Source organism: Rhizobium indigoferae, from assembly GCF_034554815.1.
GTDB classification, from domain to species: Bacteria; Pseudomonadota; Alphaproteobacteria; order Rhizobiales; family Rhizobiaceae; genus Rhizobium; species Rhizobium leguminosarum.
In genome coordinates, this window is sequence record NZ_CP140638.1 from 492615 (window position 1) to 516425 (window position 23811).

Below are 23811 nucleotides of genomic sequence, written 5' to 3' on the forward strand. Positions count from 1 at the left end.
AGGATAGGGGTTGGGGAAAATGAAAATGGGGGAAGATGAGGACGCTTCGCGGCGACCGATCGCGAGCCGATCGTCGTCCTGGGCGATCGGCACCAGCGCATGGCTGGCGCGCGCCGGCGTCACGCCGAACGGCATTTCTCTACTGTCGATCCTATTTGCCGGTATCGGCGCAGCGCTTATCCTGCTTACATCACATCCGATTGCGATGGTCTGTGCGGCGATCTCGGTGCAACTGCGGCTCGTCTGTAATCTGCTGGACGGGATGGTCGCGATCGAAGGCGGCAAGAAAACCAAGAGCGGACCGCTCTATAATGAATTTCCCGATCGGATCGCCGACAGTCTGCTTCTTGTCGCGGCCGGCTATGCCTGCGGCTTTGCCTGGCTCGGCTGGTTAGCTGCGCTGCTTGCTGCACTCACCGCCTATATCAGGGTCTTCGGAGGAGCGGTCGGTCTTCCCCAAGACTTCAGCGGCATCATGGCCAAACAGCGCCGCATGGCGGTACTGACCGCGGGCCTCGTTGCCCAGAGTATCGAGACGCTGATATCCGCCAGCAATTGGTCGCTGATCCTCGCGTCGGCGATCATCGCGGCCGGAAGCCTCATCACCTGCATCACACGCACGATAACGCTTGCCCGTTCGCTGGAGAGACTATGATCGCGCTCGTCCGTCGCCTTCTCGTGCTGTTCGTCCGTATTCTGGTCGGCGCCCGAAGCGAATGGCGAGGCTGCACGCCCGATCCCCGCGGCCGCATCTATTTCGCCAATCACAACAGCCATGTCGATACCGTCGCCGTCATGGCTGCCCTGCCGTGGCCGGTGCGCCGGCTGACCCATCCGGTCGCCGCACGAGATTATTGGGGAACCAATGCCTTTCGCCGGTTCATAGCGGAGAAGTGCCTGCGCGCCGTCCTGATAGACCGCAAACCTCTGCCCGACAGCAATCCGCTGGAACCTCTCGAGCGCCTGCTCGAGGAAGGCCGTTCGATCCTGATTTTTCCTGAGGGAACGAGAAGCGCCACCGATGAGGTCGCCCCGTTCCGCAGCGGCATCTATCGCCTCGCCTGCCGTTTTCCGGATGTCGATCTCGTGCCGATCCATCTCGATAATCTTCAGCGCATCCTGCCGAAGGGGAGCATGCTGATCGTCCCGATCACCTGCACGGCGCGCTTCGGCAAGCCACTCCGCGTTGAACCGGGCGAGGAAAAGACCGAATTCCTGGCTCGCGCCCGTGCCGCGGTCATTGAGCTCGCAGATGGGGGGCATACCGCATGACCAGCCTGTTCTCCCTTGTGCTGGCCGCGATCCTCGGCCTGCTTGCCGTCGCCTCGGCCATCGGTTTCATCCTTCAGCGTCGCGCGACCGAACCCAGCTCCGTCGCCACCGTCCAAAATCTCAACGCCCGTATCCGCTCCTGGTGGATCATGGTCGCAGTGTTCGGCGGCGCAATCCTGCTCGGCGACACGGCGACCGTCATCCTGTTCGCATTCCTATCCTTTATGGCGCTTCGCGAATTCTGGACCCTGACACCATCGCGGCGCGGCGATCATCTGGCGCTTTTCCTGTCCTTCTTCGTCGTCTTGCCGCTGCATTACGTGCTGCTCGGAACGGAGTGGTACGGCCTCTTTGCGATCTTCATCCCGGTCTATGCCTTCCTGATCCTGCCGGCGGTGGCGACCTTGACGGGTGACGTCAACGAATTCCTCGCCCGCAGCGCCAGGGTGCAATGGGGATTGATGCTGACGGTCTATTCGATCAGCCATGCTCCCGCACTTCTCATGCTGGAGACGGGCACGCCGCCGGCGCTCCTTCTCGTCTATCTGGTCGTGGTCGTGCAGCTCAGCGACGTCTTCCAGTATGTCTGGGGCAAGCTCCTCGGAAAGCACCGTTTCTCGCCGAATATCAGCCCGTCGAAGACGATCGAAGGGCTGGTCGGAGGCGGCGCCTCGGCCATCCTTGTGGGAACGTTGCTCTATCGGCTGACGCCGTTCTCTCCGCTGCAAGCCGCAGCGATCAGCACGGTCATCGTCGTCGCCGGCTTCTTCGGCGGCTTCGTGCTCTCGGCCATCAAGCGCGATCTCAATGCCAAGGACTGGGGCTATGTGATCGAGGGCCATGGCGGCGTGCTCGACCGCTCGGATTCCATCACCTTCGCAGCGCCGCTGTTCTTCCACATCGTCCGCTATTGGTTCACCACGTAGAAGCTGGTTTTGGCTAAAGCCGGTCGATCTCCTCGAGGCTCTCGAACAGCCGGTGCTGAACATCCCGCTCCTGCTTGCTGATGGCGGTCATCAGCTTGCCCATCGTTCCCCGCAGGCCGTGCAACTCGTCGACCAGCTCCATGACGATATCGACGCCGGCTTCGTTGACACCCATGTTTCCCATGAGGTCCAGGATGAGCCGGGCGCGTGCGACATCGGCGTCGCGAAATTGCCGTTGGCCGCCTGACGTCTCCGGGATCAGCCAACCCTCTTCGACCCAGAGGTCAAGCTGGACGATGTCGATTTTCAAGTAAAGACGGAATTCGAGATCATCCATGATCAAGCCTCCATGTTCTTTCTCGGATCGTAGGAGTTTGCTGTTGCCCATTCCTTCATGAAGGCCGTCAGCCGTTCATCCGGGGCGTCGGGCAGCACAATCTTCAGCGAAATGTAGACGTCACCATGTTCGCCGCCGCGTTTTGCAACACCCTTGCCCTTGAGACGCAACACCTTGCCGCTGTTCGAATGAGGCGGCAGCGTCAGATTGACTGCTCCGGACGGCGTCGGCACACGAACCTTGCCACCGAGCACGGCCTCGCTGAGGGAGATCGGCAGTTCCAGGCGGATATCGTCACCGTCTCGCGTGAAGAAACGGTGCGGGCGGACACGGATTTCGATCAGGGCATCGCCCGCCGGTCCGCCTCCGATGCCAGGCTCGCCCTTGCCGCGCAGCCGCAAGGTCTGGCCGTCGCGCGTCCCCGGCGGGATCTGCACGTCAAGCGCCGGACCATTCGGCAGCTTGACTTCCGTCCTGGTGCCGTTGGCGGCCTCGAGAAAATCGACCTCCATGGAGAACTGGCGGTCCCGGCCACGACCATGGTTCTGGCCGCCTCCCGCCCGGCGCGAAAAGAAGTTGGCAAAGATATCGTCGGCATCGCCGAAATCGGCAAAGCCGGCACTGTTGTGATAGGGATCGCCAGGGCCGCTCTTTGAAGCATAGTCGCGGTAATAATTGCGCTGCGCCCGCTCGGCGCCTGTTATATCGATCTCGCCGCGATCGAAGCGTCCGCGTTTTTCCTCGTCGCTCAAGATCTCGTAGGCGGTTGAAATTTCCTTGAACCGTTCCTCGGCCTTTTTGTCGCCGGGGTTGAGGTCGGGGTGAAGTTTCTTGGCGAGCTTGCGGAACGCGCTTTGAATATCCTTTTGCGTCGCATCCCGCTTTACGCCCAGAAGCTCATATGGATCCTGGCTCATGCATATCTCCGGTCAGGCAGCGAATACTGCTGGTTGGCTTGGGGATGATATAGGTTGTCGGGCCGCCGCCGGGGAGGGGAGGCCGGTCGCTCTGATCGACTTCATCAATCCGCAGCGGAACTAAAACAACGCCGCGTCTTCCACTTGAGGCGCCGAGCCTTCATGCGCGGGATCGGGTCGCCGGTCGATGAGTACCGAGCACCCGGCGTGGCGCACGACCTTGTCGACGATCGAGGAGAAGACGTAGTCGGTGATATCCGTCACATGGGATGAAAGCAGGATGAGATCGGCCGATTTCTGCCTTGCGCCGGAGACGAGCATGGAGGCGGCAACGCCGATACGAACCTCGATCGTTGCCGGAACTCCCATCTCTTTACAAAGCGATGCAAGTTTCTTTTCGGCGTCGACGATCGCGGTCGTTTCGAATTCTTCGGGAAGCTCAGTCAGGTGACGGTGGGGGATACTCTCGATGACGTGCATGACGACGAGGCTTCCGCCTTCATCCACCAGCGCAGCAGCCCGGCGCAGAAGGCGGCTTGCCGTTTCCCTGGAACCCATGCCGATGCCGCAGATGATCGTTCGATACATTGAAATCCATATCCTCGAATGCGAATGATAACACCGATCATACCGGTGTCGACCATCCCGGCATTGACGAATATCAAGAAAAAGTGCCGCAACGGCAGCGCACATGAAACGACCAGCTGCTTGTGAACGAACCTCCGGCTGAATCGTCGCAGTTGACGGCATGGCCATCAGCAACATTTCTAACCCGATGTCGTCACTGATTGAGGTTCATATGCCGAATTTTGCGATTATCGGATCGGGTGCGATGGGAAGCGCTGTCGCCAAACGGCTGATCGACCACGGCGCCACGGTGCTGACTTACCTCGAGGGCAGGAGCGAGCAAACGATTGCGCGGGCAAAGGCAGCCGGCATGGTGCCGGTCGGCCGCCAGGAGCTGACGAAGGCCGAGCTGATCCTGTCGATCGTTCCGCCATCGGAGGCGATCAAGGTCGCCGACTTCGTCGCGGACATATCGTCGGGGATGCCGGCCCCGCCGCCCTTCGTCGACCTTAACGCAATTGCGCCGAAAACGATGCAGGCGTTGGCGGCACGCTTCGAAAGCAGCGGCGTCGAAGTGCTTGACGGTGCGATCATCGGTGGGCCGCCGGTCCCCGGCAAATCAGGTCCGACCATCTATATCAGCGGCGATACCGCGGAGCGAAGCCGGCTGCTCGAGGATTGCGGCCTGCGGATCCGCAGGCTCGACGGACCGCTCGGCGCCGCCTCGGCCCTGAAGATGTGTTATGCCGGCATCAACAAGGGATTTACCGGCCTCGGCACCGCCATGCTGCTTGCCGCATCGCGTTCGGGTGCTGCCGAAAGCCTGAAAGCCGAACTCTCCGAAAGCCTTCCGGACGTCGATCGCAAGCTGTCGAGATCCATTCCCGACATGTACCCGAAGGCCTATCGATGGGTCGCCGAAATGCAGGAGATTGCCGATTTCCTTGGAGACGATGATCCGGCGGGGACCATCTTCCGCGGCATGGCGGACCTCTTTGCCAGGATGGCTGGCGACGTGGAGGGCAGCCGCGTGCTCGTCGGACAGCTGGACGAGATCATCGCTTCCTCGGGAACCGAAAACTGATCGCAATGGTCAAGCAATCGTCGCAGCAACCGAATATGAGAGATGGAGCCATGGGCTTTCCAACACTCTGACGATTGTGTGAACCTTCTCCGACACCTCTGACAAAACCTCATCGCCTCTGCTATGTCAGGAAAAATGCGGCGGCCCCAACCGGCGTCGCGCTCTGTCCGATCAATGCCAGGAGTTTGAAAGATGAGCGGTTCTCCCGATTATACACCCCCGAAGGTCTGGACCTGGAACAAGGCGAATGGCGGCCAATTCGCCAGTATCAACCGCCCGATATCAGGGCCGACGCATGACAAGGAGCTTCCGGTCGGCCGCCATCCGCTGCAGCTCTATTCGCTCGGCACCCCGAACGGCCAGAAAGTCACTATCATGCTCGAGGAGTTGCTGGCGCTTGGCCATAGCGGTGCCGAATATGACGCCTGGCTGATCAAGATCGGCGATGGCGACCAGTTCGGCAGCGGCTTCGTCGCGGTCAATCCCAATTCCAAGATACCGGCGCTGATGGACCGCAGCGGGCCAAAGCCGATCCGTGTCTTCGAATCCGGCGCCATCCTGACCTATCTCGCTGAAAAGTTTGGCGCCTTCCTGCCGACTGAACCGGCCGCCCGCGCCGAATGCCTGTCATGGCTGTTCTGGCAGATGGGTAGCGCCCCCTATCTCGGCGGCGGCTTCGGCCATTTCTACGCCTATGCGCCGACGAAGATCGAATATGCGATCGACCGATTTGCCATGGAGGTGAAGCGTCAGCTCGACGTGCTCGATCGTCGCCTTGCCGAAAGCGAGTATCTGGCAGGCAGCGATTATACGATCGCCGATATTGCCGTCTGGCCCTGGTATGGTGGGTTGGTGAAAGGCTGGACCTACGGTGCAGCCGAGTTTCTGCAGGTCGAGGACTATACGAACGTGCTGCGCTGGGCCGACACCATCCACAGCCGGCCGGCCGTGCAACGCGGCCGGATGGTCAACCGCCTCTCCGGCGAGCCCTCGAGCCAATTGCACGAGCGCCACGACGCCAGCGACTTCGACACCAGGACGCAGGACAAGCTCGCTGCCGCCGAGTAAGCAAGCGGCCCCAGCCATGTGTCGCAGCACCAAATGATGCTCCGCCGCCTGGAGCGGCGGAGCATCTGCATGCTGTCAGAACTCAGTTCTTGACCGTATCTTCCAGGAAGAACCGGCCGAGCGGGTTCTGGTAGAAGTTCTCGATATTCTTGCGTGAGACGTTGATATAGGGGCTGTAATAGAGGTCGATCCAGTTGACGTCGTCCTTGGCCATCTTCTGCAGATCGACATACATCTGTTCGCGCTTCTTCGGATCGAGCTCGAGACGCGCCTTGGCAACCAGTTCCTTCACCGCCTCGCTCTTGTAATTGGTCGAGTAGTTGTTGTTGGAATCGTGGCCGAGGACGAAGGTGGTCTTCTGGTCCGGATCGAGAATGTCGTTGGTCCAGTAGTTGACCGAGACGTCGTAGTCGCCGGCAACGATCATGTCCCATTCCTGGCTTGGGTCGACCTTCTGCAGATTGGCGGTGATACCGGCCTTCTGCAACTGCTGCTGGACGAGCACAGCCGTCTGTTCGTCGACTTCGTCGCCGGCGCGGACCAGATAACTCAGCGTCAGGTCCGAGGCGCCGGCAGCCGCCAGCAGCTCCTTTGCCTTTGCGGGATCATAAGGCCGCTGCAGATTGTCGGCATAATAATAGAGGGCGCCCTTGGGAATGTAGGAGTTGGCAACCGTGCCCTGGCCGAAGGTGACGGTGTCGACGATCGCCTTCTTGTCGATCGCAAGATCCAGCGCCTGGCGGACTTCCTTTTTGCCGAGCGCGCCATGCGCATGGTTGATCAGCAGATGATCTTCGCGGGTCGAAGCGTCGATATCGACGTTGAGGTTCGGGTCCTTCTTCAACTCCTCGACGCGGGAAAAGGGCACGAAGATCGCCGTATCCAGCTCACCAGCCTGGACGTTCAGCATGCGGGTATTGTCGTCAGGCACCGAGATCCACTCGACGCCGTCGAGCTTCACCCGGTCTGCCTGCCAGAAATTCGGGTTCTTCTTGAGAATGACGCGGTCGCCGCGCCGCCATTCCTCGACCACGAAGGCGCCGGATGCGATCGGCTTTTCGCCATAGGCATCGGGACCAAGCGATTCCATGCCCTTCTTGGAGATGACGGAGGCATTCGGCAGCGCCAGCGTCGAAAGGAACGGTGCGGACGGGTTCTTGAGCTTGATCGTCAGCGTATGGGCGTCGGTTGCGACCGCCGTGTCGATCACCTTGTAGGAATCGCTCCAGAGCGAGGCCGCGTCATCGCGGATGCGCAGCAGGCTGTAGGCTGCGTCTTCCGCCGTCAGCGGCGTACCGTCGGAAAATTTCGCGTCGCGAATCTTGAACGTATAGGTCAGCCCGTCATCCGAGGTGGTCCAGCTTTCGGCAAGGCCCGGCTCCAGTTTCGTGCCTGTCTTGTCGACGCGGATCAGCACGTCGTAGACGTTGGAGAACACCCAGTTGTCGATGTTCTGCGCGGTCTTGATCGGATCGAATGTCGTCGAATCCTCGCGGCGGCCGATGGTGAGTACACCGGCGGCCTCCGCATAGCTTGCACTGAGCGTCAGGCCGGCGAACAAGGCTGCAAGCCCGATTGATTTCCACCTGTTTGTCATGAGTTCGTTCCCTTCGTTGTTATGGCATGCGTTTGATGGGTTGGATCGGCATCGAATGCGGATCGTCCTTGCCGTCGGCGTCTTGAAGCAGCCGTTTGTCAGGATCGATGTCAGGAATGGCGGCAATCAGCGCCGCCGTATAGGGATGTTTCGGCCGCGCGAAGACCTCTTCGGAGCGACCTTCCTCGACGATCTCGCCGCGATACATCACGACGACCCGTTCGCAGAGATTGCGCACGATTGCGAGATCATGGGCGATGAAGATCAGCGTGAGATTCATCTTCGCCGTGAGCTCGCGGAAGAGCTCGATGATCTGCGCCTGGATGGTGACGTCGAGGGCGGCCACGCATTCGTCGGCGATGATCATCTTCGGATCGACGGCGAGGGCTCGGGCGATGCCGGCGCGCTGGCACTGGCCGCCGCTCATGCTGCGCGGTTTGCGGCCGGCGAATTCACGTTCGAGGCCGACGAGATCGAGCAGTTCGCCGATCCGCGCCGGGATATCGGCCCTGGCGACCTTGCCCTGCACCTTCAGTACCTCGGCCAGCATCTGCCCGATCGTCAGCCGCGGATTGAGCGCATTGTAGGGGTCCTGGAAGACCATCGCCGTCTCGCGCCTGAGCTTTGCGAGGCCCGCGCTTTTCTGCAGCGCCAGATCGATACCGTCGAAAGTGACGTGACCCGAGGAAAGCGGGGTGAGGCCGAGCACGGCACGGGCAAGCGTGCTCTTGCCGCTGCCGGATTCGCCGACGATGCCGACCGTCTCGCCCAGCATGATCTGCAGGCTGACGCCGGCAACGGCGCTGACTGTCTTGGCACCCCCCCTGAGCAGGGCGCCGCCCGCTCTGAATCGTACATGGAGATCGTCGATTTCGAGCAACGGCCTCGCCGGGTTGCTGGCTCCGGCAAGCTCGGGTAACGGCGCTGATATCGCGCTCGGCAGGGAAGGGTGGCTGTTGATCAGGTTGATCGTATAGGGATGCTGCGGTCGCGCCAGGATCGTCCGCTTCGGCCCCTCTTCGAGCAGTTTGCCGCCGCGCAGCACGGCAATACGGTCGCAGGTCTGGGCGACAATACCGAGATCGTGGGTGATCAGAATGATCGACAGGCCGCGCCGGTCGCGAATGTCAATCAACAGCCGCAGGATCTGCGCCTGAATGGTCACGTCGAGCGCCGTGGTCGGCTCGTCGGCGATCAGGATCTTCGGATTGCAGGACAGCGCCACGCCGATCATCGCCCGCTGCCGCATGCCGCCGGAAAATTCGTGCGGATAGCTATCATACTGGCGCTTCGGATCGGGGAAGCCGACTTGCGCCAGGATTTCCGTCGCCGCGACGCGAGCCTCCCGGGTGTTGAGGCCCTGGTGATAGCGGATGCCCTCGGCGATCTGATCGCCGATCCGCATCACCGGGTCGAGATGGCTGGTCGGGTTCTGGAAGATCATGCCGATCTCGCCGCCGCGCACTTTCAGCATCTCGCCATCGTCGACCCGCATGAGGTCGCGCCCTTCGAGCAGCACGCTACCGCTTTCGATCTTCAGCAGCGAGGAGGGCAGCAGGCGCACCAGGGAACGGCAGAACAGGCTCTTGCCCGAGCCGCTCTCACCGACGAGACCAAGGATCTCGCCCTTGCCGAGGTCGAGCGAGACCGCATCGAGCAGCGTGCGCGGGCCGGAATCGACATGCGCCCTGACTGTGAGATCACGGACGGACAGCACGGAGCCGCTCATTCGTGCACCCCCAGCAGTTCGCCGAGCGCGTCGCCCAGCATGCTGAAACCGAAGGCGAGGCAAACGATGGAGAGGCCGGGAAACAGCGTGATCCACCATGCGGTCGTGATGAAGCTCTGTCCTTCCGCGACCATGACACCCCATTCGGCGATCGGCGGCTGGACGCCGAGGCCGAGATAGCTGACAGCAGCGCCGCTGAGCAGCACCAGCGTCGCATCCGACATCGAAAAGACAATCGAGCCGGCGATCGCGTTCGGTAGCAGGTGGCGGAACATGATGCGTGGGCGGCTAAAGCCGAGGCTGACGGCAGCAACGGCATAGTCGCTGCCCTTCAGCACCAGCATCTGCGCCCGGATCAGCCGCGCATAGGAGACCCAGCCGACCAGCGCCATGGCGATATAGAAACTGCCGAGGCCTGGGCCGAGGATCGCGATGATCGACAGCATCAGCACGAGGAAGGGGAAGGCGAGGATGATATCGACGAGGCGCATGAACAGCGCATCGACGATCCCACCGAAAAAGCCGGCGATCGTGCCAACTGTTGTGCCGATCACGAAGGGGAAGATGACGCCGATCAGCGCCATCTGCAGGTCGAGGCGCGCGCCCCAGATAACGCGGGAGAGAATATCGCGGCCGAAATTGTCAGTGCCGAAGGGGTGCAACAGTGAAGGCGCCTGCAGGCGCACCTCGGCATTCTGCATGATCGGGTCGTAGGGCGCGATGATGGGCGCACCGATCGCCAGCAGGACGAAGAACAGCAGCAAGCCGGCACCGACGGCAAGCATCAGCCGCCGGCCGAAGAACCGGCGCCAGCCGAGAGATGCGGGGGCACTCGCCTCGATGCTCATAGCTTCACCCTCGGATCGACTGCGACGGTGACGATGTCTGCGATGAAGTTGATAAGCACGGTGGCGCAGGCAAAGACCATGGCGACGCCCTGGACCACCATGTAGTCACGCGAGAATATCGCCCGGACCAGCAACTGCCCCATGCCGGGCAGCGCAAAGACGCTTTCGACCACCACCGTACCGCCGATCAGCCAGCCGATGTTGACGGCGAGCAGGTTGATCGTCGGCACCAGCGAATTCGGCAGTACATGCCGCCAGAAGACGATACCTTCGGGCATGCCGCGGGCGCGCGCCGCCGTCGCAACATCCGATTTCAGCTGGTCGATCATCGCCGCCCTCAGGCTGCGCGTCAGCACGGTCGAAAGCGACAGCGCCACCGTCAGGCTCGGCAGCACGAGATGCGACAGCTTTTCGCCGATCGTCGCACCATAGCCCGAGACCGGCAGCACACCGAGTTCGACGCTGAAGAGGATGATCAGCATCAGCCCCAGCCAGAAGGGGGGGAAACCGATGCCGAAGGTCGAGACGATGCGCACCGCATGATCCGGCGCCCGGCCGGCATTACGTGCGGCGATTGCGGCCATCGGCACCGCGATCAGGACCGAAAGCACGACGCTAGAGACGACGAGCGCGAGTGTCGGCTCGATACGGGTGACGATCAGCTTCAGCACGTCGATCTTGTAGAGGATCGACTTGCCCATCTCGCCGTTGGCGAGGTTCTTGAGGAAATAGACATATTGCAGCCACATCGGCTGGTCGAGGCCGTACTGGGCGCGAATGCTGGCCAGCGCTGCCGGCGTCGCGCGCGTCCCGAGGATATTGCGCGCCGGATCGCCGGGGATTAGCCGGACCAGAATGAAAGTGATGACGCTGATACCGAAGATGACGGGCAGGAACTGCAGCGGTCGCGTCAGAACGAATTTATAGCGATGCATGACGGCGATCGCCCCCTTGTCTTCGTCGGGTTCGGTCCGCTCCCTCTTGCATCAGCCTGCCTCGTGCCGGTCGAGAAAATCGAGAAGCGCCGGATAATAATCCTGCGGGTTCTCATAGAACGGCATATGGCTGGCATTGGCAAATACCTTGAGCTCGGCATTCGGCAGCGCAAGCTTCATCCTGAGCGCACAGGCCGGCGTCAGCTCGTCATGCTCTCCCGTCGTGATGAGCACCGGCAGCGTCAGCCGCGGCAGATCGGGGATGCGGTTCCAGTCCTTGAGGTTGCCGATATAGAGAAACTCGTTCGGCCCCTGCATCGTCTCGTAGGGCGCCATGTTCCAATCGTCGAGCGAGCGGCGCACCGGCGCCGGCCATTCCGGCAGACGGCAGACATGGCGATAGTTGAGGATGGTGACGGCAGCGAGATATTCCGGATGATTGTAGGTGCCCTGCGCCTCGTGCTTCTGCATCATCGAGACCGTTTCGGGGCCGAGCGCTGCGCGCAGCCGTTCCAGTTCCAAGATCAGATGCGGCATGTCGGCGACGGTATCTTCGAGGATCAGTGTCTTGAGGTTCTCGGGATAGGTCAGAGCGTAATCGATCGCCAGCCAGCCGCCCCAGGAATGGCCGAGCATATGGATCTTGCCGAGCCCCAGCGCTTTACGTACCGTCTCGGTCTCCTCGACATAACGGCCGATCGTCCAGAGCGAGAGATCGTCCGGCCGGTCGGAAGCGCCGGTGCCGAGTTGGTCGAAGGCGACGACACGATAGCCCTTGTCGGTGAGACAGGAATGTGCCTCGCGCAGGTAATCGCAGGGCAGACCCGGCCCGCCGTTCAGGCAGAAAACTGTCTCGCTGCCGGTCCCGAAACTATAGGCAACGACGCGATAGCCATCCACATCGATCTCGAATCGCTCGTCTGGCCGTATTTCACGCCACATTGATCGCTCCGGCAGAAGATTTCGCTTGCTCAATATTTGGGCACGGCTAAATTTTTACCTTAAACCGCATTCTGTGCCAGCTATAAGAAGTGATAGGGTGGGCCGAAATGCCGAACCCGGGAGCCGCCCATGCTTGACGACCCCATTCTTGACGACATTGGAACGATCAGACGGCAGTTCACAGCGCATGAGACGCTAGACGGCCGGATCGACCAGGCCTTCGAGGCGATGAAGCAGATCGGCTTCGAGGCGCTGATCTACGACTATACGCCGGTGCCTTACGATCTCGACGGCGCGATCATGATACCATCGCTGCTGAAGCTGCGGAATATCTCCGACGACATGCACGACTACTGGTTCAATCGCGGCTATTTCCGTATCGATCCGGTGCAGCAGGTGGCGCTGCGCACTTCCGCACCCTTCTTCTGGAACTACGACCCGGACGCCGACACGCTGATCAACCGTTTCATGAACGACGACACCGCGCCGGTGACGCGTTATTTAAGCGAACGCGATATGTCGACCGGCGTCACCGTTCCGGTTCACATGCCACGCGGCGACTATGCGACCGTCACCGGTATCCGCTTCGGCCGGAACAAAGATTTCGAACGGCACGCACTGCGCTATATCGCCGACTTTAACCTGCTTGCCCATGTTTTCCATGAGACCGCCTATTCGCTTTTCGACACGCGGGCGAAGAGCGTCGGCACGATCCGCCTGACCGAGCGGGAACGTGAATGCCTGCGCCATTCGGCGGAAGGTTACTCCGCCAAGGAAATTTCCCGCATCATCGACCGTTCCGTACCGACCGTCGTGATGCATCTGAACGCCGCGACAAAGAAACTCGGGGCTCGCAACCGCACCCAGGCCGTGGTTCGCGCCACCCATTACCGCCTGCTCGAAGACCGGCCGACCCATAATTGGCCACCCTATAACTTGTGATAGCTGCCTTCACCGTCGTCGCCGCGTTATGCTTTTTCTCATTGCTAAGAGATGGAGACGCCAGTGGGCGAAGTCACGACCAAAGAAGCCTATCTGCCCTTTCGCGACTATCACACCTGGTATCGCGTCACCGGTTCGCTGGAGAGCGGCAAGCTACCTCTCGTGGTCGCCCACGGCGGGCCCGGCTGCACCCATGATTATGTCGATTCCTTCAAGGATATCGCCACCCTCGACGGCCGTCCGGTCATCCATTACGACCAGCTCGGCAATGGCAACTCCACCCGACTTCCGGAAAAGGGCCCGGATTTCTGGACGGTCGGTCTGTTTCTCGAAGAGTTGGACGCGCTGCTTTCCCATCTCGGCATTCAGCATCGTTATGCCTTCCTCGGTCAGTCCTGGGGAGGCATGCTCGGTGCCGAACATGCGGTGCGCCGGCCACAAGGCCTGAAGGCGCTTGTCATCGCCAACTCGCCGGCCAACATGCACACCTGGGTTTCGGAGGCGAACCGGCTGAGGCAGGAACTGCCGAAAGAGGTGCAGGACACGCTGCTGAAGCATGAACTGGCGGGAAGCCTCACCGATCCGGAATATATCGCCGCCTCGCGCGTCTTCTATGACCGCCATGTCTGCAGGGTGGTGCCGTGGCCGCCTGAAGTGGCGCGGACCTTTGCGATCATGGACGAAGACAACACCGTCTACCGCAACATGAACGGCCCGACCGAATTTCACGTCATCGGCACGATGAAGGACTGGACGATCGAGAACAGGCTCGACCGAATCGAGGCCCCGACGTTGCTGATTTCGGGAAAATACGACGAGGCGACGCCCCTGGTGGTAAGGCCCTATCTCGAACGCGTTCCGGGCTGCGAATGGGTGCTCTTCGAAAATTCCAGCCACATGCCGCATGTCGAGGAAAAGCAGCTTTGCCTGGCGACCGTTTCCGGTTTCCTGTCGCGGCACGATTGAGAAAACTCGCCCGCGCCGGCTACACCGTTTCTTGCTGCGGCAGTGGCGCTTGCGATAGTCTCCTTCCCATTCAAGAGTGAATGGAACGGACCGATGAACGATCATCCGCAAACAGAAAGCGCGAACATTCTCGCAACGAGCAGGGGCCGTACCTGGCGCGGTCTGGAGGCGAGCTTCTGCGCATTCCGCGCGGCCGCACGCATATTTCAGGCACGCCCTATCATCGCCTCGGATTCAATTCGGCCGGCTGGTGCGGGCGCAATGCCGCTGTGACGGGCGGGAGCATCGCCGACTGCAGAAGCATGGCGATATCGACGTGGTGCCGGCCGGCCTTGATGGCGTCTGGGAGGACGACCACGAATGCATGATCCTGCGGCGGAAGATCAGCAAGGATCTTTTCCATCGGGCTGCGATCGACCTCGGCCGCGATCCCGTGGAGGCAATCGTGCTGCATATAATTAGAGTATGATGTCGTCCGAAAACCGCTCACACTTTTCGGCATCATGTTCTGGTCAGCCTGGGAACAGGTTAAGCCGTGATGTTCGTACCAGGCCCATTGCGCGATAATGCCCAACTCCTCGACGGCGTCATGAAAAACGAAAAGATCTATGTAACGAAGCCCAGCCTGCCGCCGCTCGAAGAATTCATTCCGTCGCTGGAAGCAATCTGGAACAATCGCGTCCTGACCAATGGCGGGCCATTCCACCAGCAGCTGGAGCAGGAGCTCTGCAACCATCTCGGCGTGAAGCACATCAGCCTTTTTTCCAACGCCACGGTCGCGCTGCTGACGGCGCTTCAGGCGCTCCGCGTCACGGGCGAAGTCATCACCACGCCTTATTCCTTCGTGGCCACTTCGCATTCGCTTCTCTGGAACGGCTTAAAGCCCGTCTTCGTCGACATCGATCCGGTGACGCTCAATGTCGATCCAGCGAAGATCGAGGCGGCGATCACCCAGCAGACGACGGCGATCATGCCAGTGCATTGCTACGGCCACCCTTGCGACGTCGATGCTATCCAGAAGATCGCCGATCTCTACAATCTGAAGGTCATCTATGACGCCGCCCATTCCTTCGGCGTGGAAGACGAGCGGGGAAGCATTCTCAATCACGGCGACCTTTCCATCCTGAGCTTCCATGCGACGAAGGTTTTCAACACATTCGAAGGCGGGGCCATCATCTGCCCGGATGTCAAGACGAAGACCCGCATCGACCAGCTGAAGAACTTCGGTTACGTCGACGAAGTGACCGTGGTGGCGCCAGGCACGAACGGCAAGATGAGCGAGTTCAACGCTGCGCTCGGCCTGTTGCAGCTGAAATACATCAAGCTCGCGCTCGAAAGGCGTGGTTTGATCGACGGTGCATACCGTGAGCGGCTCCGCGGCGTGGCCGGCATAGAATGCCTGGACCGTTCCGGCGAGACCGTCTCCAACTTCTCTTATTTCCCGATCCTCGTACGCCCTGACTATCCCATTTCACGCGATGGGCTCTATGAACGGCTGAAGGAAAACAGCATTCATCCGCGCCGCTATTTCTATCCGCTGATTTCAAGCTTCTCGATGTACCGCAGCCTGCCTTCCTCGCAGCCCTCGAATCTGCCGGTCGCAACCGAGGCCGCACAACAGGTGCTCTGCCTTCCCATCTATCCGGACATGGAGATGGAGATTGTCGACAAGGTCTGCGCGCTCATTGCTTCATTGAGCACAGGTGCTTTCACCGCTAGTAGGGATATATGAGATGAAACTGGCTATCATGCAGCCATATTTCTTCCCCTATATTGGTTACTTTCAGCTGATCCACGCGGTCGATAAATTTGTTGTCTACGACAACATAAAATATACAAAAAAGGGTTGGATTAATCGAAACCGCATACTGCGGAATGGTGAAGATTATACATTTTCTCTGCCGATTAAGGCCGCGTCGGACAGCCTAGATATATGCGACCGCACACTGTCGACAGAGTTCGACCGCAATAAGCTAGTTAATCAAATTCAAGGCGCCTATCGACGTGCACCATTTTTTTCAAATGCTTTTCCAGTGATAGAACAGGCAATCCGCTTCCAAGACAGCAACCTCTATTCCTATATATTCAATTCAATCACGAAAATTTGCGATTATCTCGGCATCAAGACAGAATTCATCGTCTCGTCCAAAATGAAAATAGATCACGGTCTTAAGGCAGAGACAAAGGTTTTGGCTCTTTGTGAAGAGGCCGGTGCAAGCGTATATATAAACGCAATCGGGGGAGTGGATCTCTATTCGCGCGAAACGTTCAATGCGCGTGACATCGACCTGAAATTCATCAAATCGAAGCCTTTAGAATATCCCCAGTTTGGAGCGGAATTCCTGCCTTGGTTATCGATCATCGACGTGATCATGTTCAACTCCGCCGAGAGCATCCAGGCGAAGATACTCAACGAATATGAGCTTATTTAACCGTAGTCGCTGCCGCACTCGGCAGTCCGGACTCCATCAAGAAATCCAGTCGGTGACGTAGATGTTTAAATGGCAAAAGCTGGGCAAGGTGTTCACGCCGCAAGATGTGACGAATCGCCCGTGGCTCAAGGAGTTTGCTCAGGCGCCAGCAACCCTGATTTTCGATGATTTTGTGCGCGTATATTTTTCCTGCCGACCACCGGCAGACGAATCCGGGCAATATGTGTCGCATTCCGCTTATATCGACGTGGACAGAGCTGATTTGTTCAAAGTCAGGCACATCAGCGAACGTCCCGTTCTGGAATTGGGTAGCCTTGGTGAATTTGACCAATTTGGTACCTATCCGATTTCCGTAGCAAGAGATGGCGATATCGTTCGGGCTTACTATGCCGGCTGGACTCGTTGCGAGTCCGTGCCTTTCAACGTCGGTATCGGCTTGGCACTAAGTACCGATGAAGGTCGAACGTTCGTGAAGGCAGGTCGTGGACCGGTGCTACCATATTCGCCCGATGAGCCGTTTGTTTTGAGCGGTCCCAAAATCCGGCGCTTTAACAATACCTGGTACCTCTTTTACATCGCTGGCTCCAAGTGGAAGATGGCCGACGGGCGCGCTGAGCCTGTCTACAAAATAAGGCTCGCTACCTCGGAAGACGGCATCCGTTGGACAAAGCTAAATAGAAACCTGATCAACAGCATTGTCGAAGATGACGAAGCACAGGCCAGCCCCGATGTGATTTTTGCCGGGGGGAAATACCACATGTTCTTCTGTTACCGGTATAGCACGAATTATAGAGGTAAAGAAAAAGGCTATCGAATCGGCTATGCATCGAGCGTTGATCTGATCAACTGGCATCGCGACGATTCCAAGGCTGGCCTAACTGTATCGGATACGGGATGGGACGATGAGATGGTCAGCTATCCGCACGTCTTTGAGATCGATGGCAAGACCTACATGGCTTATCTCGGCAATCAGGTCGGTCGCAATGGCTTCGGTCTTGCTATTCTCGACGGAAAGTTGGGTGATGTATGACGAAGATGCGCTGGAAGAAGTTAGGTAAGATCTTCGATCCCACTCGCCATCAGCTGCCGGCAGGATGTGTCGAATACGCGCAGTCACCTCAAGCACTCGTTTTCGACGACTTTATCCGAATATACTTCTCAACTCGCGCCGTTGACACGAATGGCAAGTATCTCAGCCATATCGCTTTCGTTGATATGGATAAGACAATGGATCGGATTGTTCGAGTTTCCGACCGGCCCGTTATAGAGCTTGGGAAACTAGGCTGTTTCGACGAGCACGGTATCTTCCCGATGAACGTGATACGACATGAAGGAAAGATCTACGGCTACTCATGCGGTTGGAATCGAAGGGTTGCGGTATCGGTTGATACTGCAATCGGCCTCACCGTCAGTGACGACGACGGGTTGTCGTTCAAGAGGATCGGCGATGGGCCAGTTTTGTCTGCGTCGCTCGGCGAGCCTTGCTTGGTCGGCGATGGCTTCGTACGGTTCATCAACGGCACCTTCCACATGTGGTACATTTTCGGAACTGGATGGAAAGTATATTCCTCCGAAACCGCGCCAGACCGCACCTATAAAATCGGTCACGCAACATCCCGGGATGGCATCAATTGGCAGAAGGAAGAAGCCCGACAGATTATCGCTGATCGGCTTGGTCCAGATGAAAGCCAGGCTTTACCTACGGTCATCGAGATCGAGGGGCGCCATCATATGTTCTTTTGCTACCGGCAATCGTCAGATTTTCGCACGAATAAAAGCCGTGGCTATCAAATCGGCCACGCCTGTTCGGACGACCTGATTAACTGGTCGCGCGATGACGTCGAACTAGCAATCGAAGGAACAAGTGGCGAGTGGGATTCTGACATGCTTTGCTATCCGCATGTATTTGAGTCAGACGGTGCTATTTACCTTTTGTACAACGGAAACCACTTCGGCCGGTATGGATTCGGCGCTGCGATATTGGAGCGGACCGCTTGACCCCAAATTGGAGCCGCAACTTCGCTTCGGTAGACGAAATAGCCCGACACTTAAACGAGTGTGGTGAGAGTTTTGCAACCGAGCTCAGTGCAAGAATCGACATTGGGATCTATGCGCAGAAAATTCTTCTAAATGCCGAGCGCTTCGAGGCATGGTCGAACGGCATGTTAGTCGGATTCTTGGCTATGTATTGCAACGACGACAAGCTGAAGTCGGCATTCATTACGAACGTGAGTGTGCTTGAGGATTGGCGAGGCCGTGGAATAGCGGGGACGTTGCTTGAGCAATGCATCACTCACGCAGACGAAAAAGGCTTCGGCACAATACAGCTTGAAGTAGAGGCTGGGAATATGGCGGCAGTCGCGGTCTACGGAAAATTTGGGTTTGTGCCGTTGGGTGGCGGGCAGTCAACGCTCATTATGAAGCTGGATTTGGGGGCCAAAAAGTGACCGACAAGCGTGATTATAACAATGAAATAAAAGACACCAGTGATCATCGTTATGCTTACAATTTCGATTTCGATGTCATGCATCATTATATGCTGAAGTCCTTTATTCCATTCTTTCGTCGGGGGAGTTTACTTGAGCTTGGAAGTTTTCGAGGCGATTTCACCAAACGAGTGATGCCGTATTTTGACGACATCACCTGCGTCGAAGCATCCGACGAGGCGATAGCCATAGCGAAACGCGATCTAGGCGAAGGGCTGATATTTATCAACGACGTATTTGAAGGCGTGACGTTGCCCAAGCGCTATGACAATATTCTGCTGACGCACGTTCTCGAGCATCTGGATGATCCTGTGGGAGTGCTTAGACGTGTCAACGAGGAATGGTTGTCGGAAGGCGGTAGGCTCTTCTTGGTTTGCCCAAATGCGAACGCTCCCTCACGTCAGATCGCGGTCAAAATGGGTTTGATACGTCACAATTCGGCAGTAACGCCGGCGGAGTTGGAACACGGTCATCGGATCACATACTCGTTGGACACCTTGGAGCGTGATGCTAAATTAGCGGGGCTAAATGTGGTGCATCGCTCAGGCATCTTCTTCAAAGCGTTGGCCAATTTTCAGTGGGATCGGCTGTTGGAGACCGATATTATCTCCAGCGAATATCTCGAGGGATGCTATCACCTGGGGCAAATCTATCCCGATCTTTGCGCCAGTATTTTCCTTATGTGCGAAGCTGGCGGGACGCGGTAATTGCGTCCAATTCCAATCTTTCTTAGGTCCGGAGGGTATCGATGCCGCGTGTATCGATCTGTATTCCTGCATATAATCCCGATTATTTCGAGCTGTGCCTTCGAAGTGCACTGGCCCAGAGCTTTGTCGATGCTGAAATTCTTGTGTCTGACGACTGTCCGACCGATGCAATCAAGGTAATATGTGATAAATATGTTCGGTTTGTTCAATATAGCCGCAATCCGAATCCCGGGCCCGAGAGCAACGTGCGTCGACTGGTTCAGATTGCGAACGGCGAATACATAAAATTCCTGTTCGATGATGACGTTCTTCATCCTTTTTGCGTACAATTCCTGTTGGAGGCACTCGATGCGACAAGGGATAGAAATACGCGCCTTGCGTTTTCTCCACGCCATCTGATCGATGACCGAAATCATACGACTGGTTTCGTCAACCATTTCAACGCTTCCGGAGACGGCTTAAAAATAGTTTCCGGCCGTGATTTCCTAAGGTTGACGGCCCTCAATCATGTGAATCTTGTTGGGGAGTACACAACAGCCTTATTTCGCAAGGCGGACGCATTTGACGGCGATGGACAATTCCGGCTGTATCGCATGGAAGGTGATCTCTTCCGAGGCTTGATTGACCTGTCAGCGTGGGTTGAATTGGCTCAACTCGGCGATTTCGTTATACATCCCAAGCCGCTCTCGTACTTTAGGCGTCATGAGAACGCCACGTCGAACCCGCAGATCAACTGGAAGTTCATCTATGCGATCACCTATTATGAGGATGTGCTTAATTTTGCCTTTGAAAAAGGCTATTTGCCAGCAAGCGATTTACCTGCGTCATATCGCAACCTGGTGAATACCTACCGCTATTGGCAAAATTCATTCCCGCAGCTTAATGCAAGAATTGCACAGATCGAAGATGCATTGACATAGAGCTGGAATGACACGCCCTAGGGGAGTCGAACCCCTTTTCCCCATGGTGCCCTAACCGATAGACGACGGGCGCTTCCTATCTTCCCTCCATTTTTCGGGGTGACCGCTGCGAAGTCATCAGCCGTTGCCATAAACGCGACCTTCGTTCCGTCGACGAGGCGCGCTCCATGGCAGACCTGGTGATCGTCGCGCATCATTTCAGCGTCTGGGCTGGTCCAGAGTCCTGTCGGGGACGGCAGCTCCCGAGAACCCTCTATCGACGAACCAGCCATTTCTTGGCAACACGGCAAGCCATCGTATAGGCGGGATCGAAGACGTTGCCGACATCGTAACGCACTACCTGACCGAGCAGATGGCTGGCTGCCGTCCTGTCCAGGTCATAATCTGATGCCAGCCAATTCAACATTTCGCTGGTCGCATGCTGGAGCGCCTGATCGAGGGGCCGGGCGTTGCCGATAGTGAAGATGTCTTCGGCGGTTTCCCCACGCGGCCAGACCAGTCCGGCCTTCTTTTCCACCGTCAGCCGCACCGTGACTTCGAACGTCGTCTCGACGCCGGTGCCGACGATCTCGCCATCCCCCTGCACGGCATGGCAGTCGCCGAGGAAGAACAGGGCGCCGGGAGCTGCTACCGGGAAGCGGACCGTGGTGCCGGGGCCGAACAGCCGATAATCCATATTGCCGCCATATTCGCCGCTGGTTGCGGTCGATATTGCCTGGCCGAGGCTGGGCGCCACGCCGAAACAGCCGATCATCGGGGCGAGAGGCAGAACGAGGTTTTCGAGGCCGGCGACCGGCTCGGAAAGCCGAACGGTCAATGCCTCGCGGTCGATGACCCAGATGGCCATATCGCGCGCCGGCAGGTCGCGAACCGTCTCGGGATCGACGACATTGGCGGCGACGACGCTGCGGGTAAACCCCGTGGCCCTGGTCGGGATCATGCTGATGATCTCGACCTTCAGCGCATCTCCGGGCACAGCACCTTCCACGAAGATCGGGCCGTTCATCGGATTGGGGCCGGATGTCTGGTTGACGCCGTCCTTGTCATACCCGACGGCGTCGAGCGTCTCAGTGACCACGGTGTCGCCGTCGGCGATACGCAGGGCCGGCGGAAGAGAGCCGATGACATTGTGAAAGATCGTCGGAATGAAGCGGTGAGTGGTCATGAGAATATGGCTCTCGCTCGTTTCGAATATCATGAGCCTGCGGCTGAACTGCCCGGCGGAGAGAGTTCGAGACTAGATCAGAGATTGCCTGCAATGCCAATATCCGCAGCATCGCCCGAAAATGCAGTTCGGCCGCAATGCCGGCGGCCGATAGCAGGTTGTCAAATCAGCCTATCTCCAAGCACCGGGCAGGATTCGCTGCGGATTTCTCATCCCAATAGGAGATCAGACATTCAGAATTTGAAGCTCGTGCCGACCGTCACCTTTTGCTGATTAACCTCGAAATCGCCGAGCGCCGAGCCGAAATCCTTGCGTCCGAAATCGTCATAGCGATATTCAGCGCGCATCATGATATTGTCGGTCAGGGCGCGTTCTACACCGCCACCGGCGGTCCAGCCAATCAGAATGTCGTCCTTCTTGCCAATTCCAGGCACGTCGACTTCTCCGCCCGCGGCCGCCAAACCCCCGGTTCCATAGATCAGCGTACGGTCCAAGGCATATCCCACACGTCCACGCGCCGAGCCATCCCATTTGAGGGAAACGTCACTCCCATCCTTCCAGTTGTAGTTGAAATCATTCTCGATACCGAAGACGAAAGGGCCGTGCTGGAAATTATATCCGCCGTAGATACCCGTCGAACCTCCATCAAGATTCTGCTCGGAACCGTCGAGGTAGCTCGCATGTGTCGAGGTGTATCCGCCTTGAAGCCCGAGATAAAATCCCGACCAGTCGAAGGCGGACTGGGTCTGTCCCTGTTGAACGTAAGCAGGATCCTGAACCACGGCATCGGCGGCAAAGGCCGGCACCGCCGAGAAAGCCACAGCGGCCAGCGCGATTATCTTTGTGTACATTAAAGTGCCTCGTCATTTCGATGATTGGAGAACGCTTCAGCAAACCGGCAAGTCGGCTGGGACCGATTCATTATGCTGCGGTTCGGTGTTGCGGTTTGCACTTCATTGTTGAGATATGTTGCGACCTTGGGCGTCCTTGAGACGGCGCATCGCACTTGGGAAAGTCAACCTGACCAGGTGGCCGAAAGGCCTGCCGCCCGCGTGAGGATGACGAGGCGCTAGGCAGAGATATTGGAACAACGAAAATAGTTGATTGCTAGTCTCATCTTTAGTACCGAGCTATCACCCGGTTAAAGGATGTCACGTGGCTATGCTCCCCCCGACGCACGATCCGCCTCGAACGGCTGAAACTTTTGTCGCCGAAAATATAGGTCTTTTGATAGAGGGGAACGAGATTCTCCGCGATGTAAGTCTCAAATTTCCGGCAGGAGAAGTTGTGGCACTGGTCGGCCACAACGGCTCCGGTAAATCCAGTCTTCTCAAGATGTTGGCTCGCCAGCTTGTGCCGAGCGCTGGATCGATCTCTTACGGCAACCGGGATCTTAGGACGTATGGTGAACGCGTCTTCGCTCGTTCGGTCGCATATCTGCCCCAGGATGTCACGACCGGATCGGAAATGACAGTCCGCGAGCTTGTGGGATGCGGTCGCTATCCGTGGCACGGGGCGCTTGGCCGCTTCACCAAGAACGATGAAGGGAAAGTCGAGGAAGCCCTCCGAGCAACGCATATCGAGAAGTTCGCCCACCGTATCGTCGGAACATTGTCAGGCGGTGAGCGGCAACGTGCCTGGATCGCGATGCTGATCGCTCAGGATGCTCGCTGCCTGTTGCTCGACGAACCGACTGCGGCACTCGATGTTGCGCATCAGATTGAGGTGCTCTCCCTTGTGCGACGCTTGGCGCACGAGCTTGGAAGCAGTGTCGTCATCGTTCTCCACGACATCAACATGGCCGCTCGCTTCTGCGATCGGATCCATGCATTGAAACGCGGTCGCGTTGTTGCGAGCGGAACGCCGAGCGCGATCCTTGCGCCAAACACGCTGCAAGAGATCTATGGGATCGACATGGATGTGATCTCCGCGCCCAACCTGCCTTATCCGCTCGCCTATGTTTGCTGAGGC

General features: G+C 58.2%; 26 protein-coding genes. 15 read left to right on the forward strand and 11 right to left on the reverse strand.

What is annotated here, in order from left to right; genetic code table 11:
• Window positions 1–25 precede the first annotated feature (25 nt).
• From U5G49_RS34775 to U5G49_RS34785, 3 genes are read left to right on the forward strand one after another with little or no spacing between them, the layout of a single operon-like run.
• Complete coding sequence (locus U5G49_RS34775; protein ID WP_193445089.1) at window positions 26–655, forward strand: CDP-alcohol phosphatidyltransferase family protein; 630 nt, start codon at window positions 26–28, stop codon at window positions 653–655.
• Window positions 652–1272, forward strand: a complete 621-nt coding sequence (locus U5G49_RS34780; RefSeq protein ID WP_193445088.1) for a lysophospholipid acyltransferase family protein — start codon at window positions 652–654, stop codon at window positions 1270–1272. Before U5G49_RS34775 ends, U5G49_RS34780 begins: the two co-directional genes overlap by 4 nt.
• The gene (locus U5G49_RS34785) at window positions 1269–2198 is read left to right on the forward strand and encodes a phosphatidate cytidylyltransferase (RefSeq protein ID WP_193445087.1); all 930 of its coding nucleotides are present in this window, start codon (window positions 1269–1271) and stop codon (window positions 2196–2198) included. Before U5G49_RS34780 ends, U5G49_RS34785 begins: the two co-directional genes overlap by 4 nt.
• Window positions 2199–2211: 13 nt before the next feature.
• Here U5G49_RS34785 and U5G49_RS34790 read toward each other — a convergent pair whose 3' ends face one another.
• The 3 genes from U5G49_RS34790 to U5G49_RS34800 all read right to left on the reverse strand — a co-directional run bounded on the left by U5G49_RS34790 (window position 2212) and on the right by U5G49_RS34800 (window position 4040).
• Entirely contained in the window at window positions 2212–2535 is a 324-nt protein-coding gene (locus U5G49_RS34790) for a chaperone modulator CbpM (RefSeq protein ID WP_018246950.1), read from the reverse strand.
• Between the two features lie 2 nt (window positions 2536–2537).
• Window positions 2538–3452, reverse strand: coding sequence for a DnaJ C-terminal domain-containing protein (locus tag U5G49_RS34795; protein WP_018448997.1), 915 nt, complete (start codon window positions 3450–3452; stop codon window positions 2538–2540).
• Between the two features lie 120 nt (window positions 3453–3572).
• The gene (locus U5G49_RS34800) at window positions 3573–4040 is read right to left on the reverse strand and encodes a universal stress protein (RefSeq protein ID WP_193445086.1); all 468 of its coding nucleotides are present in this window, start codon (window positions 4038–4040) and stop codon (window positions 3573–3575) included.
• Between the two features lie 160 nt (window positions 4041–4200).
• Here U5G49_RS34800 and U5G49_RS34805 point away from each other — a divergent pair, with 160 nt between their 5' ends.
• A complete protein-coding gene (locus tag U5G49_RS34805) occupies window positions 4201–5103 on the forward strand; it encodes an NAD(P)-dependent oxidoreductase (protein ID WP_193445085.1) in 903 nt (300 codons plus the stop codon).
• A gap of 192 nt (window positions 5104–5295) precedes the next feature.
• Window positions 5296–6171 (forward strand): glutathione-dependent disulfide-bond oxidoreductase, encoded by an 876-nt coding sequence (gene yghU, locus U5G49_RS34810; protein WP_193445084.1) that lies wholly within the window; start codon window positions 5296–5298, stop codon window positions 6169–6171.
• An 82-nt stretch (window positions 6172–6253) separates the two neighbouring features.
• Here the strand turns inward: yghU and U5G49_RS34815 are convergent, their stop codons facing one another.
• Genes U5G49_RS34815 through U5G49_RS34835 form a run of 5 tightly spaced genes read right to left on the reverse strand, consistent with a single transcriptional unit; the run spans window position 6254 to window position 12222 of the window.
• Window positions 6254–7768, reverse strand: coding sequence for an ABC transporter substrate-binding protein (locus U5G49_RS34815; protein ID WP_193445083.1), 1515 nt, complete (start codon window positions 7766–7768; stop codon window positions 6254–6256).
• Window positions 7769–7787: 19 nt separating this feature from the next.
• Window positions 7788–9497, reverse strand: a complete 1710-nt coding sequence (locus tag U5G49_RS34820) for a dipeptide ABC transporter ATP-binding protein (protein WP_193445082.1) — start codon at window positions 9495–9497, stop codon at window positions 7788–7790.
• A complete protein-coding gene (locus U5G49_RS34825) occupies window positions 9494–10345 on the reverse strand; it encodes an ABC transporter permease (protein ID WP_018449003.1) in 852 nt (283 codons plus the stop codon). Before U5G49_RS34825 ends, U5G49_RS34820 begins: the two co-directional genes overlap by 4 nt.
• Window positions 10342–11280: an ABC transporter permease gene (locus tag U5G49_RS34830; RefSeq protein WP_018246941.1), complete on the reverse strand. Its 939-nt coding sequence runs from the start codon at window positions 11278–11280 to the stop codon at window positions 10342–10344. Before U5G49_RS34830 ends, U5G49_RS34825 begins: the two co-directional genes overlap by 4 nt.
• Window positions 11281–11331: 51 nt before the next feature.
• On the reverse strand, window positions 11332–12222 hold the full coding sequence (locus U5G49_RS34835; protein WP_018449004.1) for a proline iminopeptidase-family hydrolase: 891 nt from the start codon (window positions 12220–12222) through the stop codon (window positions 11332–11334).
• A gap of 129 nt (window positions 12223–12351) precedes the next feature.
• Here U5G49_RS34835 and U5G49_RS34840 point away from each other — a divergent pair, with 129 nt between their 5' ends.
• Together U5G49_RS34840 and U5G49_RS34845 are read left to right on the forward strand one after the other, a co-directional pair.
• Window positions 12352–13164, forward strand: a complete 813-nt coding sequence (locus tag U5G49_RS34840; RefSeq protein WP_018246939.1) for a helix-turn-helix transcriptional regulator — start codon at window positions 12352–12354, stop codon at window positions 13162–13164.
• A gap of 63 nt (window positions 13165–13227) precedes the next feature.
• Window positions 13228–14130 carry a proline iminopeptidase-family hydrolase gene (locus U5G49_RS34845; protein WP_115157684.1) on the forward strand — a complete coding sequence of 301 codons (903 nt, stop codon included), beginning with the start codon at window positions 13228–13230 and terminating at the stop codon, window positions 14128–14130.
• Window positions 14131–14350: 220 nt separating this feature from the next.
• Here U5G49_RS34845 and U5G49_RS34850 read toward each other — a convergent pair whose 3' ends face one another.
• Window positions 14351–14704: a hypothetical protein gene (locus tag U5G49_RS34850; protein WP_162804586.1), complete on the reverse strand. Its 354-nt coding sequence runs from the start codon at window positions 14702–14704 to the stop codon at window positions 14351–14353.
• 15 nt (window positions 14705–14719) lie between these two features.
• Here U5G49_RS34850 and U5G49_RS34855 point away from each other — a divergent pair, with 15 nt between their 5' ends.
• The 7 genes from U5G49_RS34855 to U5G49_RS34885 all read left to right on the forward strand — a co-directional run bounded on the left by U5G49_RS34855 (window position 14720) and on the right by U5G49_RS34885 (window position 20675).
• A complete protein-coding gene (locus tag U5G49_RS34855; RefSeq protein ID WP_115157928.1) occupies window positions 14720–15862 on the forward strand; it encodes a DegT/DnrJ/EryC1/StrS family aminotransferase in 1143 nt (380 codons plus the stop codon).
• Window position 15863: 1 nt separating this feature from the next.
• Entirely contained in the window at window positions 15864–16562 is a 699-nt protein-coding gene (locus U5G49_RS34860; RefSeq protein ID WP_018246935.1) for a WbqC family protein, read from the forward strand.
• A 61-nt stretch (window positions 16563–16623) separates the two neighbouring features.
• A complete protein-coding gene (locus U5G49_RS34865; RefSeq protein ID WP_018246934.1) occupies window positions 16624–17592 on the forward strand; it encodes a glycoside hydrolase family protein in 969 nt (322 codons plus the stop codon).
• A complete protein-coding gene (locus U5G49_RS34870) occupies window positions 17589–18560 on the forward strand; it encodes a glycoside hydrolase family protein (RefSeq protein WP_018246933.1) in 972 nt (323 codons plus the stop codon). The genes U5G49_RS34865 and U5G49_RS34870 overlap by 4 nt, the downstream gene beginning before the upstream one ends.
• Window positions 18557–19009, forward strand: coding sequence for a GNAT family N-acetyltransferase (locus U5G49_RS34875; RefSeq protein WP_018246932.1), 453 nt, complete (start codon window positions 18557–18559; stop codon window positions 19007–19009). The genes U5G49_RS34870 and U5G49_RS34875 overlap by 4 nt, the downstream gene beginning before the upstream one ends.
• On the forward strand, window positions 19006–19755 hold the full coding sequence (locus U5G49_RS34880) for a class I SAM-dependent methyltransferase (RefSeq protein ID WP_018246931.1): 750 nt from the start codon (window positions 19006–19008) through the stop codon (window positions 19753–19755). Before U5G49_RS34875 ends, U5G49_RS34880 begins: the two co-directional genes overlap by 4 nt.
• 41 nt (window positions 19756–19796) lie before the next feature.
• A complete protein-coding gene (locus U5G49_RS34885) occupies window positions 19797–20675 on the forward strand; it encodes a glycosyltransferase family 2 protein (RefSeq protein ID WP_115157915.1) in 879 nt (292 codons plus the stop codon).
• Between the two features lie 253 nt (window positions 20676–20928).
• Here U5G49_RS34885 and U5G49_RS34890 read toward each other — a convergent pair whose 3' ends face one another.
• Together U5G49_RS34890 and U5G49_RS34895 are read right to left on the reverse strand one after the other, a co-directional pair.
• Window positions 20929–21840, reverse strand: a complete 912-nt coding sequence (locus tag U5G49_RS34890) for an acetamidase/formamidase family protein (protein WP_193445979.1) — start codon at window positions 21838–21840, stop codon at window positions 20929–20931.
• A gap of 233 nt (window positions 21841–22073) precedes the next feature.
• Complete coding sequence (locus tag U5G49_RS34895; RefSeq protein WP_028732435.1) at window positions 22074–22691, reverse strand: outer membrane protein; 618 nt, start codon at window positions 22689–22691, stop codon at window positions 22074–22076.
• A gap of 310 nt (window positions 22692–23001) precedes the next feature.
• Between U5G49_RS34895 and U5G49_RS34900 the strand changes: the two genes are divergently transcribed.
• Complete coding sequence (locus U5G49_RS34900) at window positions 23002–23808, forward strand: ABC transporter ATP-binding protein (protein ID WP_193445986.1); 807 nt, start codon at window positions 23002–23004, stop codon at window positions 23806–23808.
• Window positions 23809–23811: the final 3 nt, after the last annotated feature.

What these genes read in the sequence shown, in the direction of transcription:
- U5G49_RS34815 (WP_193445083.1), bottom strand. Translation starts at nt 7,768, where the DNA reads ATGACAAACAGGTGGAAATCAATCGGGCTTGCAGCCTTGTTCGCCGGC.
- U5G49_RS34895 (WP_028732435.1), bottom strand. Translation starts at nt 22,691, where the DNA reads ATGTACACAAAGATAATCGCGCTGGCCGCTGTGGCTTTCTCGGCGGTG.
- U5G49_RS34795 (WP_018448997.1), bottom strand. Translation starts at nt 3,452, where the DNA reads ATGAGCCAGGATCCATATGAGCTTCTGGGCGTAAAGCGGGATGCGACG.
- U5G49_RS34860 (WP_018246935.1), top strand. Translation starts at nt 15,864, where the DNA reads ATGAAACTGGCTATCATGCAGCCATATTTCTTCCCCTATATTGGTTAC.
- U5G49_RS34835 (WP_018449004.1), bottom strand. Translation starts at nt 12,222, where the DNA reads ATGTGGCGTGAAATACGGCCAGACGAGCGATTCGAGATCGATGTGGAT.
- U5G49_RS34855 (WP_115157928.1), top strand. Translation starts at nt 14,720, where the DNA reads ATGAAAAACGAAAAGATCTATGTAACGAAGCCCAGCCTGCCGCCGCTC.
- U5G49_RS34870 (WP_018246933.1), top strand. Translation starts at nt 17,589, where the DNA reads ATGACGAAGATGCGCTGGAAGAAGTTAGGTAAGATCTTCGATCCCACT.
- U5G49_RS34820 (WP_193445082.1), bottom strand. Translation starts at nt 9,497, where the DNA reads ATGAGCGGCTCCGTGCTGTCCGTCCGTGATCTCACAGTCAGGGCGCAT.
- U5G49_RS34785 (WP_193445087.1), top strand. Translation starts at nt 1,269, where the DNA reads ATGACCAGCCTGTTCTCCCTTGTGCTGGCCGCGATCCTCGGCCTGCTT.
- U5G49_RS34840 (WP_018246939.1), top strand. Translation starts at nt 12,352, where the DNA reads ATGCTTGACGACCCCATTCTTGACGACATTGGAACGATCAGACGGCAG.
- U5G49_RS34780 (WP_193445088.1), top strand. Translation starts at nt 652, where the DNA reads ATGATCGCGCTCGTCCGTCGCCTTCTCGTGCTGTTCGTCCGTATTCTG.
- U5G49_RS34885 (WP_115157915.1), top strand. Translation starts at nt 19,797, where the DNA reads ATGCCGCGTGTATCGATCTGTATTCCTGCATATAATCCCGATTATTTC.
- U5G49_RS34775 (WP_193445089.1), top strand. Translation starts at nt 26, where the DNA reads ATGGGGGAAGATGAGGACGCTTCGCGGCGACCGATCGCGAGCCGATCG.
- U5G49_RS34825 (WP_018449003.1), bottom strand. Translation starts at nt 10,345, where the DNA reads ATGAGCATCGAGGCGAGTGCCCCCGCATCTCTCGGCTGGCGCCGGTTC.
- U5G49_RS34900 (WP_193445986.1), top strand. Translation starts at nt 23,002, where the DNA reads ATGCTCCCCCCGACGCACGATCCGCCTCGAACGGCTGAAACTTTTGTC.
- U5G49_RS34890 (WP_193445979.1), bottom strand. Translation starts at nt 21,840, where the DNA reads ATGACCACTCACCGCTTCATTCCGACGATCTTTCACAATGTCATCGGC.
- U5G49_RS34830 (WP_018246941.1), bottom strand. Translation starts at nt 11,280, where the DNA reads ATGCATCGCTATAAATTCGTTCTGACGCGACCGCTGCAGTTCCTGCCC.
- U5G49_RS34800 (WP_193445086.1), bottom strand. Translation starts at nt 4,040, where the DNA reads ATGTATCGAACGATCATCTGCGGCATCGGCATGGGTTCCAGGGAAACG.
- U5G49_RS34805 (WP_193445085.1), top strand. Translation starts at nt 4,201, where the DNA reads ATGGCCATCAGCAACATTTCTAACCCGATGTCGTCACTGATTGAGGTT.
- U5G49_RS34865 (WP_018246934.1), top strand. Translation starts at nt 16,624, where the DNA reads ATGTTTAAATGGCAAAAGCTGGGCAAGGTGTTCACGCCGCAAGATGTG.
- yghU (WP_193445084.1), top strand. Translation starts at nt 5,296, where the DNA reads ATGAGCGGTTCTCCCGATTATACACCCCCGAAGGTCTGGACCTGGAAC.
- U5G49_RS34790 (WP_018246950.1), bottom strand. Translation starts at nt 2,535, where the DNA reads ATGGATGATCTCGAATTCCGTCTTTACTTGAAAATCGACATCGTCCAG.